Origin of the sequence: Sphingopyxis sp. (genome assembly GCF_019459305.1) — a bacterium.
GTDB lineage: Bacteria > Pseudomonadota > Alphaproteobacteria > Sphingomonadales > Sphingomonadaceae > Sphingopyxis.
Genome location: NZ_JAIBES010000045.1, coordinates 26,636 through 38,417, shown reverse-complemented (window position 1 = coordinate 38,417; position 11,782 = coordinate 26,636). Strand labels below are relative to the sequence as shown.

Annotated in this window: 9 protein-coding genes; 2 read left to right on the top strand and 7 right to left on the bottom strand. The window is 63.2% G+C overall.

Features of this window, described 5'->3' with window-relative positions; all coding sequences use genetic code 11:
- Positions 1–57: 57 nt before the first annotated feature.
- Positions 58–2,445: an ABC transporter ATP-binding protein gene (locus K0M74_RS04895; protein WP_293968670.1), complete on the top strand. Its 2,388-nt coding sequence runs from the start codon at positions 58–60 to the stop codon at positions 2,443–2,445.
- Between the two features lie 187 nt (positions 2,446–2,632).
- On the opposite strand, the gene K0M74_RS04890 is transcribed toward K0M74_RS04895, so the two are convergent.
- The 6 genes from K0M74_RS04890 to K0M74_RS04865 all read right to left on the bottom strand — a co-directional run bounded on the left by K0M74_RS04890 (position 2,633) and on the right by K0M74_RS04865 (position 9,245).
- A complete protein-coding gene (locus K0M74_RS04890; protein ID WP_293968668.1) occupies positions 2,633–3,685 on the bottom strand; it encodes a glycosyltransferase family 1 protein in 1,053 nt (350 codons plus the stop codon).
- A complete protein-coding gene (locus tag K0M74_RS04885) occupies positions 3,682–4,563 on the bottom strand; it encodes a UDP-2,3-diacylglucosamine diphosphatase (protein ID WP_293968666.1) in 882 nt (293 codons plus the stop codon). Before K0M74_RS04885 ends, K0M74_RS04890 begins: the two co-directional genes overlap by 4 nt.
- 267 nt (positions 4,564–4,830) lie before the next feature.
- Positions 4,831–6,264: an aldehyde dehydrogenase family protein gene (locus tag K0M74_RS04880; protein WP_293968664.1), complete on the bottom strand. Its 1,434-nt coding sequence runs from the start codon at positions 6,262–6,264 to the stop codon at positions 4,831–4,833.
- A 40-nt stretch (positions 6,265–6,304) separates the two neighbouring features.
- Positions 6,305–7,951 carry an acetolactate synthase large subunit gene (locus tag K0M74_RS04875; protein ID WP_088441150.1) on the bottom strand — a complete coding sequence of 549 codons (1,647 nt, stop codon included), beginning with the start codon at positions 7,949–7,951 and terminating at the stop codon, positions 6,305–6,307.
- Positions 7,952–8,133: 182 nt separating this feature from the next.
- Complete coding sequence (locus K0M74_RS04870; RefSeq protein ID WP_293968660.1) at positions 8,134–8,661, bottom strand: hypothetical protein; 528 nt, start codon at positions 8,659–8,661, stop codon at positions 8,134–8,136.
- Positions 8,658–9,245 carry a hypothetical protein gene (locus K0M74_RS04865; RefSeq protein WP_293968658.1) on the bottom strand — a complete coding sequence of 196 codons (588 nt, stop codon included), beginning with the start codon at positions 9,243–9,245 and terminating at the stop codon, positions 8,658–8,660. Before K0M74_RS04865 ends, K0M74_RS04870 begins: the two co-directional genes overlap by 4 nt.
- A 123-nt stretch (positions 9,246–9,368) precedes the next feature.
- On the opposite strand from K0M74_RS04865, the gene K0M74_RS04860 reads away from it, so the two are divergent.
- Positions 9,369–9,812, top strand: coding sequence for a hypothetical protein (locus tag K0M74_RS04860; protein ID WP_293968656.1), 444 nt, complete (start codon positions 9,369–9,371; stop codon positions 9,810–9,812).
- 76 nt (positions 9,813–9,888) lie between these two features.
- Here the strand turns inward: K0M74_RS04860 and cobT are convergent, their stop codons facing one another.
- Positions 9,889–11,712, bottom strand: coding sequence for a cobaltochelatase subunit CobT (gene cobT / locus K0M74_RS04855; protein ID WP_293968654.1), 1,824 nt, complete (start codon positions 11,710–11,712; stop codon positions 9,889–9,891).
- Between the last annotated feature and the right edge of the window lie 70 nt (positions 11,713–11,782).

The following is an 11,782-nucleotide window of genomic DNA, read 5'->3' as shown; positions in this document are numbered from 1 at the left end:
AAAGGTTCAGTCCTGCAGCGCCAATAAGAAGCAAGAAAAACAAAAGGCTCTCCCCCAATGACCTATGCCGACCGCTCCCTTTCCGCGCGCGCCCTGTTGCTCACCGCCAGCGCCGCGCTCGCCTGGCCTGCAATGGCCGAAACCGACGCGATGCGCGTCAGCGCCGCCGTGACCGCGGTTGCCGACCAGCCGTCCGCGCCAGCTGCCAGTGCGTCGAGCGATCCCGAGGACGAGTATGACGATATCGACGGCGACGAAATTGTCGTCACCGCGCCGCGCCTCGCCGGGCAGCTCGAAACCGACATCAAGGCCGAAGCTGAACTCGATGAGGCTGCGGTCGCTAGCTACGGCGTCTCGAATGTGTCCGAGCTGCTCGAGGCGCTCGCGCCGCAGACGCGGTCGGGCCGCGGGCGCGGCGGCGGGCGGCCGATCATCCTGATCAACGGACGCCGTATCGGCGGCTTTGGCGAGGTGCGCAACCTGCCCCCCGAAGCAATCGCCAAGGTCGAGATTTTCCCTGAAGAGGTCGCGCTGCAATATGGTTATTCGGCCGACGAACGCGTCGTCAACATGGTACTCAAGCCCAATTTCCGCCAGATCGCGGTTGAGGCCGAAGGCGGCATTCCGACCCAGGGCGGGCGCTTCCAGAGCGAGGTCGAGGGCAGCTTTCTGGCGATCGGCGAAAATGGCCGGGTCAACGTGAATGCGGGCTGGGAACAGTCGACGATGCTGACTGAGAGTGAGCGCGGCCTCGGCCCCGCGACGCGCAGCCTGCTGCCCGAAAGCGACACCTATCTGATCGATGCGACGATCCAGCGCAGCCTGAACAAGGTGACCGACGCGTCCATCAACCTGCGGCTGGACCAGACCGACAGCTCGTCGTTCCTCGGCCCCGTCGTAGCCGGCGGCGACGTCCCACTCGAACGCGACAGCCGCAGCCGTAACCTGGCGACGACCGCCAGCGTCAACGGTATGCTCGGCGACTGGCGCTGGTCGCTATCGGGCAATTATGGTGATGCTGATCAGCGCACCTTCACCGATCGGGTGACCGGTGCGCGCGACCGGTTCGACAGCAGCCAACAAAGCTTTGGCGGCAGCGCGAACCTGTCCGGCACCATGACCGAAGGCTGGGCCGGGCCGATCCGCCTGTCGATGACGGGCAGCTATTCGGGGCTGCGTTTCGAAAGCCAGTCCGAACGCTCGGGCGCAATCACCACCACCGAGCTGAGTCGCGACACGCCGAGCGTGTTCGGGTCGCTGACGGTGCCGCTGCTCGATCCCGAATATGAAATCGGCAACATCGGCCGCGTTTCCCTGACGCTGAGCGGGCAGGTCGCCAATCCTAGCGATTTCGAGGCGCTCAAGAACTGGGGCGCAAACCTCAACTGGGGCGTCACCGACAATCTGTCGCTGATCGCGAGCTTCAACAATGATGAAGCCGCCCCGGGTATCCAGCAGCTGGGTGCGGCGCCGTTGGTCACGCCCGCGGTCACCTATTATGATTTTGCGACCGGTCAAACGGTCGAGATCACGACGACAACTGGAGGCAATCCTTTCCTGCTTGCCGAACAGCGCCGTGACCTCAAGCTCGGACTGAATTGGGAAGTGCCGATGCTCGAAGGCCTGCGCCTATCGGTCAATTACAACCGCAACAAAAGCAGTGACACGTCGAACAGCTTGCCGCTGCTGACGCCCGAGATTGAAGCGGCGTTCCCTGATCGCGTCACGCGTGACGCCAATGGCGCCCTGATCGCGCTCGATCAGCGGCCGGTTAATTTTGACGAGACGGAGAATTCGCAAATCCGTTGGGGTCTGAACTTCGGCAAGAGCTTTGGCCAGCCCGAGCAGGCGGCGCGCCCCGGTAGTGGACCAGGTGCTGGCGCCGACCGGTCGCGCGGCGGCGGTGGTCCGCGAGCTGGCGGTCGCGGCGGCGGCGGCCCCGGCGCGATGTTTGGCCGCGGTCCGCAGGGCGGGCGCTGGTCGGTGTCGCTGTACCACACCTACAAGCTGACCGACACAATCCTGATCCGTCCGGGCGTAGCCGAACTCGATTTGCTCGACGGTTCGGCGACCGGCAGCGGCGGCGGTAGCAACCGCCACCTGCTCGAGCTCGACGGTGGTGTGTTCTACAAGGGCATGGGCGTGCGGCTCAGCGCCAAATATGACAGCGGCAGCACCGTCACTGGCGGCACCGCGGGCGACCTGAACTTCGGCGATCTGGCAACTTTTGATCTGCGCTTCTTTGTCGATCTGAACCAGAAGCCGAAACTGATCGAGACCTTGCCGTTCCTGAAGGGGTCGCGTCTGCGTCTGTCGATCGACAATCTGTTCGACGCGCAACGCAAGATCACCGATGCGAACGGTGTGGTACCGCTGAACTATCAGCCCGGCTACATCGACCCGCTGGGCCGCTATATCGAACTGGAGTGGCGCAAGACGTTCTGACGAAAAATCTACCTCCCCCTCGATGGGGGAGGCAGCGAGACTTGCCAGCTTGCTGGCTTAGTCGCAGCGGTGGAGGTGCAGTCTCGGCCAGAACCTACGGTGCAAGGTCGCACCGTCACCCGCATCCAACTCAGCCTAGCGCCTGTGGCGCAAGGCTTCATATCCTTCCCCCATCAAGGGGAAGGGATCAGGCCGCAAGACCGACATTTTTGACCTTGCCCGCGGGCGTCCGATCAGCGGGAACGAAGGTGAGCGCGCTCACAAACTGCGCTGTACAGCTCGCCCAGCTGTAGCGCGCGCCCAGCGACGCGGCATCGCCGCGGTCGCACGCCAGTGCGGTGTCGATCGCGCGGCCCAGATCTTCGTCGAGCGCGCCTGCTCCATCGCGGATGATGTCGCCGGGACCGGGAACGGGAAAGGCGGCGACCGGGGTGCCGCAGCTTAACGCCTCGATGACGACAAGACCGAAGGTGTCGGTGCGGCTGGGGAAGACGAACACATCGGCGCCCGCATAGGCTGCCGCGAGCGTTTCGCCGCCAAGCTTGCCGAGAAACAGCGCGCCGGGGTGCTGCGCCTTGAGTGCTGCAAGCGCGGGGCCATCGCCGACAACGACTTTGGTGCCGGAGCGGTCGACATCCAGAAACGCACCGATATTCTTTTCGACCGCTACGCGCCCGACATAGAGCTGGATCGGGCGTGGCAAGTCGGAATAGGCGGGATGCGGTGCGCGGTCGGCGTGGAACTGCTGATGATCGACCCCGCGCTCCCACATCATCGTCTGGCCGAGCCCCTGACCGGCGAGTTCGCGCGCCAGGCTGCGCGTCGCGACCATGATGTGCCGCGCCGGGCGGTGGAACCAGCGGATGAAGCGCCATATGAACGCGGGTGACAGCGGCAACCGCGCCGCGACATATTCGGGAAAGCGAGTGTGATAGGCGGTGGTGAACGGAAAGCCGTGTTTCAGGCACCAGCGTCGCGCCGCCAGCCCGAGCGGCCCTTCGGTTGAGATATGAATTGCCTGCGGCGCAAAGGCGCGGATATGCCGCCCGACCTTGCGCCAACCCGCAAACGCGAGGCGGATTTCGGGGTAGGACGGGCAGGGGATTGAGCGAAACAGGTCGGGCGAGACGACGCTGACCTCATGCCCCGCGGCGCGCAACTCGGCGATTGTTGCCTGCAAGGTACGGACGACGCCGTTGACCTGCGGCTCCCACGCGTCGCTGACGATCAATATCCTCATGCGGCGCGCGCTGGGGCGGGGAGTTCGAGGACCGTCGGCACGGCGCGTGCCGCGACTTCCTCGGCCCAGTGCAATATCTCCATCGTGCCGTCATGATGCTCGACCAGCGCGGTGCAACCCTCTACCCAGTCGCCGTCGTTATAATATTCGGTGCCCTCGATCTCGCGCATCTCGGCGCTGTGGATATGGCCGCACACCACGCCATCCACCCCGCGCGAGCGCGCGGCGTGGGCGACGACTTCCTCGTAGCGCCCGATAAACTGGACCGCGTTCTTGACCTTGTGCTTGGCGACCATCGACAGCGACCAATAGGGCAGGCCAAAGGCGCTGCGGATGCGGTTCACGACCACATTGCACTTCATCAGCGCGGTGTAGGCGGCGTCGCCGACGAAGGCGAGCCAGCGGTGCGCAAGCATCACGGCGTCGAACTCGTCGCCGTGGACGACCAGCAATTTGCGGCCGTCAGCGGTTTCATGGATCGCCTCGCGCCGGATCTCAACCTCGCCAAAATCGAAGCCATCGAACGGCTTGACCATCTCGTCATGGTTGCCGGGGACATAGACAACGCGCGTGCCGCGCTTGGCGCGCTTGAGCACCCGCCAGACGACGTCATTATGTTCGGGCGGCCAGAAATGGCGTTTCTTGAGGCGCCAGCCGTCGATGATGTCGCCGACCAGGTAGAGCGTCTCGCAATCGACATGGTCGAAAAAGTCGATCAGCATCGCGGCGTTGCAACCGCGGGTGCCGAGGTGGATGTCGCTGACCCACACCGCACGATAGCTCCGCCGCTCGCCGATCAGGCGTTCGGGGACGTGCGGGTCGGTGGCGAAGGGGTCGGGAAAACGCGCGGGGATGGGCAGGGTCGAAATCGATGCCATGTCACACTCCGTAAACAGCTTTTGGCTGCCCACGGCCTAGACAGGAGTTTTGTGACACTGTGCGATTCAAAGCGGCGTCGGTTCGGCGACGATTTGGGGGCGGTTTTGTGACAGCCCGCCTTTCCTCCCCCTTGATGGGGGAGGCCGCGAGACTTGCCAGCTTGCTGGCTTAGTCGCAGCGGTGGGAGTGTGCTATCGCTCTGAAGCGACAGCGCGAGGATGCGCAGCCACCCCCATTCAACTTCGCCCATCAAGGGGGAGGGCTTTTCAGGTCCGCCGAATCACCAAATTGCGGATTTCGCTCATATCTTCCATGGCGAAACGCACGCCTTCGCGGCCGAGTCCGCTGTCCTTCACCCCGCCATAAGGCATATTGTCGACGCGGTAGCTCGACACGTCGTTGACGACTATGCCGCCGACATCGAGATGGTCCCATGCGTCGAGCACCTTTTGCAGGTCGCTGGTGAACAGCCCCGCCTGCAACCCGAACTTACTGTCGTTGACCTCGGCCAGCGCGTCCTCCCATTTGGCGAACTTCGACAGGACAACGACGGGGCCGAACGCTTCCTCGACGACGACATCGCTACCCGCCGGGACATTCTCCAGCAAGGCTGCCTCAAGCATGTTGCCGTCGCAGCCGCCACCCGCCAGCAAGGTCGCGCCCGCGGCAACTGCATCGTCGATCCAGCCTTTCAGGCGCTGCGCTTCCTTGACCGAAATCATCGGCCCGATGAAGGTGCTGCGGTGCTTGGGATCACCCGATTTCAAGGCTTTGACCTTCACGGTGAGCATGTCGCGGAACTTGTCGTATATGTCCGCATGGATGATCACGCGCTGTACATGGATGCAGCTTTGCCCCGACTGGTAATAGCCGCCGAAGATGATCCGCGCGAGCGCATGGTCGAGATCGGCATCCTTGTCGACGACCACCGCTGCGTTGCCGCCCAGCTCAAGCACGACCTTTTTCTTTCCTGCCTTCGCCTTGAGATCCCAACCGACGCCGGGGGAGCCGGTGAACGACAGCAACTTCAACCGCTCGTCGGTGGTAAACAGGTCGGCTCCCGCGCGACTCGCGGGCAGGATACTGAACGCGCCTTCGGGCAGGATGTCGCATTCGGCGAGCACTTCGCCCATGATGATCGCGCCCAGCGGCGTCATGCTGGCGGGCTTCATCACGAACGGACAGCCGATCGCGATCGCGGGGGCGATCTTGTGCGCGGCGAGGTTCAGCGGGAAGTTGAACGGCGAGATGAAGCTGCACGGCCCGATCGGCACGCGCTTCCACATCCCCATATAGCCCTTCGCGCGCGCCGAAATGTCAAGCGGCTGGACTTCGCCATAATTGCGCGTCGCTTCCTCAGCGGCGATGCGGAAGGTGTCGATCAGGCGGGTGACTTCGCCCTCGCTGTCGGCGATCGGTTTGCCAGCCTCGACGCACAGTGCGTAGGCGAGTTCGTCGAACCGCTCCTGAAACCGCGTCACGCAGTGCAGCAGCACGTCGCGCTTCTCGAAACTTGCGAGCCGCGCCATCGGCTCGGCGGCGCGCACCGCACCCGCGATCGCTTCGTCGATCACATCGGGGGTCGCCAACGCAGTGCGGAACGCGACCTTGCCAGTGTATTTGTCGGTCACCTCCAGGTCGGCGTTCGGCTGCACCGCCTTGTTGTTGAGATAGAGCGGATAGACGTCTTTGAGTTTCATGCGGATTCTCCCCCTCCCCTTGGGGGGAGGGACCCTTTTATTACATCTCTTTCGATATCTTCTTGATATCGGTGTTCAAAATCTGATCGTTCTCGCTGTAATCGACCGGACAGTCAATCAGATGCACCCCTGGTGTATCGCGAGTATGCGCCAGCAGTTCCTGTAGATGCGCGGCGCTGGTCACGCGGTGGCCGTGGGCGCCATAGGCTTCGGCATATTTGACGAAATCGGGGTTACCATAGGTCAGGCCCCAATCCTTGAAGCCCATATTCGCCTGTTTCCAGCGGATCATGCCATAGCTGTTGTCGTTGAGGATCAGCACCGTCATGTTGAGCCCTAACCGCACAGCGGTTTCCATCTCCTGGCTGTTCATCATGAACCCGCCGTCGCCGCACACTGCCATGACCTTCCGATCGGGATAGATCATCGCCGACATCATCGCGCTGGGCAGGCCGGCGCCCATCGTCGCCAGCGCATTGTCGAGCAGAACAGTGTTCGGGCGATAAGCGGTGTATCCGCGCGCGAACCAGATTTTGTACACGCCATTGTCGAGGCAGATGATGCCATCGTCGGGCATCGCGTCGCGGATCGACTGGACCAGATGCGGCGGAAAGATCGGGAAACGCGCGTCTTCGGCCAGCGGCTTGGTATGTTCGATCTCGCCCTGGCGGAACTTCAGCATGTGGTCGAATTTCCAGCTGCCGCTGGGGACGATGTCTTCCTTCATCTGCCACACTGCATTCGCGATATCGCCGATGACCTCGATATTCGGGAAATAGACCGGATCGACTTCGGCGGTCTTCGACGACACGTGGATGACGGTCGGCCCGCCGCGCTGCATGAAAAAGGGCGGTTTTTCGATAACGTCATGACCCAGGTTGACGATGCAGTCGGACGCCTCGACCGCGCGGTGGACGAAATCGCCCGAACTGAGCGCGGCGCAGCCCAGAAATTTCGGATGCCGCTCGTCGATCACACCCTTGCCCAATTGGGTCGTCAGGAACGGGATGCCGGTCTTTTCGATGAATTGCAGCAGCATGCGGCTGGTCATCGTGCGGTTGGCACCGGCGCCGATCACAAGCACGGGTGACTTCGCGGCTTCGAGCGCCTTCACCGCCTCGCGGATCGATTTGACGTCCGCGGTCGGACGACGCGAGTGGCTGCGTTTCAGCGGCGTCGCGTCGGTATGTTCGTCGGCGATATCCTCGGGCAGCTCGATATGCACCGCGCCGGGCTTTTCCTCTTCGGCGAGGCGGAACGCTTCGCGGACCCGGCTCGGGATATTGTCCGATGCCGCCATCTGGTGGGTATATTTGGTGATCGGTCCCATCATCGCGACGACGTCGAGAATCTGGAAGCGGCCTTGTTTCGATTTCTTGATCGGCTTTTGCCCGGTGATCATCATCATTGGCATGCCGCCGAGCTGGGCATAGGCGGCCGCGGTGACGAAGTTGGTAGCGCCGGGGCCGAGCGTCGCGAGGCAAACCCCGGTCTTGCCGGTATGGCGGCCATAGGTCGCGGCCATGAACCCCGCGCCCTGCTCGTGCCGTGTCAGGATCAGCTTGATCTGCGTCGATCGCGACAAGCTGTCGAGAAAGTCCAGATTTTCTTCGCCCGGGACGCCGAAAATATACTCGACGCCTTCTTCTTCCAGACATTCGATGAACAAATCGGATGCTTTTTTCATGTACAGTCGCCCCCTCAGCCACGCACCACCCCGGTGCGGCCCCAAGCCATGCTGGCGACCCACAGCATGAATTTCGGCGCAGCGGCTCCCGTCGTCAGGCCGCGAGTCCCTGCTGCTCCGATGGGGTTTGTAACGAGGGGGGAGGGGGTTGTCACCCTGCGGGGTGGCGAAGAGTCGGACGGTCAGTGGCGGTCGATGAAAAGGTCGCGATCGAGGCGGCCCGATACTTGCGATCCGGCGGGAATTTCCGCGCTGCGCCCGGTGGCAACAAATGGTAGCAGAAGAAAGGCCGCCGCAGTGGCTGCTGCATCGTCGGCGCCCCCTTTGCCTCTGGCTTCGAGTGCGCCGCTGATCCGCACAGTACCGCCGGGAAGCTCGGCGTAGAGAAACTGGACTTCTAACCTGCCCTTCTTACCGAATGCGCCGCGCTGGTCGGCCTGGCTCAACTGGCCAACGACAATGGTATCGGCGGGTATCGCCACGATGCCGTCGACGATCAGCGGTGACGCAACTTTCAAATAGAGAAGATCGCCTTTGACGCTTTTCTTGCTGGAAACGGTGTTGGTGGTGACGAGGTCGATGATGGTGCCCGCCGGGATCAGAATGCTTGACTCGGAAGCGCCGGAAATCGGCAAGCCGTTGTTTGCATCCCGGCTCGACGCCGGGTTGGCGAGCGCAAGGCCGATAGTGACGGCGAGACGCCATGTCATAGCCCGGGCGGCACCGCGCGCGGGATTTCGATGTCCTGCTCAACGAAGCCGGTCATCAGTTCGCCCGCCTTGATCTTGGCGTTGTTGCCCTTGGCAAACAGACCGAGCGGACCGAGCGCGAGGATCCCGAGCGCGGTCTCGCCGCCACCGCCGGCCCCCTTGGCGGCGTTGGTGCCATTAATCGGAATCTGAAGGCCGCGGCTTTCGACATAGAGAAGCTTCGCCTGCAACTTGCCCGATTTCCCAATATTGCCGCTGCCCGTCGCGGCGGTGACTTCGCCCCACCCTGTGGCACCCACCGCGATGACGACGTCACCATCGACGATCACGGGCTTGTCGACGCGCAATTTGAAACGATGGCCTGCCCGATGCGTCTTGGTCGTCACTTCGTTGATCACCATGAAATGGATCGGCGTGTCGCGCCGCAAAAGCAGCGGCAGAACGACCGGCGCGGTCCGTACTGCGGCGGGCTCGACCGTCATCGGTTCGGCCGCGGCGGCGACCGGAACGGGGGGGGCGGCCGGCGCGCCCTGCAACGCCGCCATGGACCAAGCCGCGGCAAGCGCCGCCTGAAGTGCAGTCATGATATCCCCCTGAAACCCCGGCGACTTTTAGGCCATGATCGGGGCGCTTTGCCAAGACAAAATCTGGTTGACCTTGGCCCGCCGTGCGTCGGATGAAAGCCGCTCCATTGGGGGAGCACTATCATGAAGCGAATCAACCTTCTTGCGGCGGTCGCCGTGACGGCAATGGCCGTGGCGACACCGGCGGTCGCGAAGAAAAAGGATGTGACCTACGTCGTGGTCAACGAAGAGATGGGCGTGCCGGTCTTTCCGCACGACATCACCGACCAACCCTATAAGATCGTCGGCGTCGTGACCGCGGGCGTCCGCAAGGCGACGATTTTCAGCAAAGAGCCGTCGCAGCAGAAGATCTATGACGAGATATGGGAACGCGGAGAAAAGCTTGGCGCCGACGCCGTGATCGGCGCCAAATATGGCGACAGCCACATCACCGCACTCAGCTGGGGCAATACGAAGGCCGGCGGCGTCGCGATCAAGTTCCTGACCGCTGAGGAAATCGCTGCGGGTGCCAAGGGTGACACGCTGGAGGGTTTCGACCCCGCAGCTTGGTCCGGGAAGACGAAATAGACGCCTCCGGTGGAGGCCGGGTGTTAAAGAAACAAACAAGGGGAGCGGCGTTGCTGCTCCCCCTTTTGCTTTCAGATCAATCGATATCGAACAATCCCGCGAGCTGTTCGACCATTGTACCGCCAAGCTGTTCGGCATCCATGATCGTCACCGCGCGGCTGTAATAGCGCGTGACGTCGTGGCCGATGCCGATCGCACACAGCTCGACCGGCGAGCGATTCTCGATCCAGTCGATCACCTGGCGCAGATGTTGGTCGAGATAGGCGCCATGGTTCACCGACAAGGTGCTGTCGTCGACCGGCGCACCGTCGCTGATCACCATCAAAATCTTGCGTTCTTCGGGGCGGCCGATGATGCGGCTGTGCGCCCATGTGAGCGCTTCGCCGTCGATATTTTCCTTGAGCAGCCCTTCGCGCATCATCAGTCCCAGCGACTTGCGCGCACGGCGATAGGGTTCGTCGGCGGGCTTGTAGATGATGTGGCGCAGGTCGTTGAGGCGCCCGGGGTGCGCGGGACGTCCGGCGGCGAGCCAGTCCTCGCGGCTCTGGCCGCCCTTCCAGGTCCGGGTGGTGAACCCCAAAATTTCGGTCTTCACGCCGCATCGTTCCAGCGTGCGCGCGAGGATGTCGGCGCTGATTGCGGCGATGCTGATCGGCCGCCCGCGCATCGATCCCGAATTGTCGATCAACAGGGTGACGACGGTGTCGCGAAAATCGGTATCGCGTTCGATCTTGTAGCTCAGTGACTGGCCGGGCGAGACGATCACGCGCGCGAGCCGTGCCGCGTCGAGCTGGCCTTCCTCCTGATCGAAATCCCACGCGCGGTTCTGCTGCGCCATCAACCGGCGCTGCAAACGGTTAGCGAGCTTCGTCACCGCGCCCTGCAGATGCTGCATCTGCTGGTCGAGATAGGCGCGCAGCCGGGTCAGTTCGTCGGCATCGCACAGCTCGGTCGCGAGAATGATTTCATCATGCTTTTCGGTGAAGCGCAGGTAATTGAAATCGGGGATGTCGCCGGGCAGGCGGTTGGGGCGCACGGGCAACATGCCCTCATCGCCTTCGCCGCCCATTTCGGGTTCACCGTCGGCTTCCATTTCCTGCGCGTCGGGGTCGCTTTCGCCGTCGTCTGCCTGATCGCCGGCCATTTCGGCGCGCGCATCGACCTGGCTTTCACCGGCGCCACCGTCTTCGCTGTCCTGCTCTTCCTGGCTTTCGTCGGCTTCGCTCTCATCCTCCTCGCCGCCATCCTCGCCGCCCTGTTCCAGTGGTTCGTCGCTCTGGATCAGGTCGAGATGGCGCAGTGCGAGCTTGGCGGTTTCGGCAAAGGCCGCCTGATCGTCGAGCAGCATCGACAGCGCGGTCAGGTCGCCGCCGGCTTCCTTGGCGATCCATTCGCGGACCAATGACAGGCCGGTTTCAGTCCCCTGCGGCGCGGCCTCGCCGGTCAGTGCCTCGCGCAGCATAAGCTCGAGCGCGCTCGACATCGGGACGTCATCGCGGCCCTGCGCGCGCGAAATCGGATCGCTGCGCATCCGCATCGCCAGACTAGCCGATAAGTTGGCGCGCATGCCGTCCATATGGCGCGCGCCCAAAGCCTCGATCCGGGCGCGTTCCATCGCGTCGAAGGCGGCGGCGGCGAGCGGTTCGGCTGGACGCGCCGCAGCGTGCAGCTTCTCGCTGTGGTGCTTCATGCGCAGCGCATAGGAATCGGCAAAACCGCGCGCTTCGGCGACCTGATCGGCGGGCAGGGTGCGCGAAGGGGTCGGCACCTTGATCGCCTTGCCGATCTGCGCCGGGGCGTCGGCGGTAAAGCCTACCTCAACCTCGGCATCGCGGGTGACGGCGCGGGCGACGCTGGAGAGCGCAGCCTTGAAATCGTCGAGGGGCGAGGAGGTGGTCATTTCGAGTCGGCTCTAACTAGCTTTTACGAAGGAAGGAAGAGAGCCAGAAATTTCTCGTTGCGATCGTCAC

Excerpts from the sequence above, each read along its gene's own strand:
- K0M74_RS04875 (WP_088441150.1), bottom strand. The coding sequence starts at position 7,951 with ATGAAAAAAGCATCCGATTTGTTCATCGAATGTCTGGAAGAAGAAGGC.
- K0M74_RS04880 (WP_293968664.1), bottom strand. The coding sequence starts at position 6,264 with ATGAAACTCAAAGACGTCTATCCGCTCTATCTCAACAACAAGGCGGTG.
- cobT (WP_293968654.1), bottom strand. The coding sequence starts at position 11,712 with ATGACCACCTCCTCGCCCCTCGACGATTTCAAGGCTGCGCTCTCCAGC.
- K0M74_RS04895 (WP_293968670.1), top strand. The coding sequence starts at position 58 with ATGACCTATGCCGACCGCTCCCTTTCCGCGCGCGCCCTGTTGCTCACC.
- K0M74_RS04885 (WP_293968666.1), bottom strand. The coding sequence starts at position 4,563 with ATGGCATCGATTTCGACCCTGCCCATCCCCGCGCGTTTTCCCGACCCC.
- K0M74_RS04860 (WP_293968656.1), top strand. The coding sequence starts at position 9,369 with ATGAAGCGAATCAACCTTCTTGCGGCGGTCGCCGTGACGGCAATGGCC.
- K0M74_RS04870 (WP_293968660.1), bottom strand. The coding sequence starts at position 8,661 with ATGACATGGCGTCTCGCCGTCACTATCGGCCTTGCGCTCGCCAACCCG.
- K0M74_RS04865 (WP_293968658.1), bottom strand. The coding sequence starts at position 9,245 with ATGACTGCACTTCAGGCGGCGCTTGCCGCGGCTTGGTCCATGGCGGCG.
- K0M74_RS04890 (WP_293968668.1), bottom strand. The coding sequence starts at position 3,685 with ATGAGGATATTGATCGTCAGCGACGCGTGGGAGCCGCAGGTCAACGGC.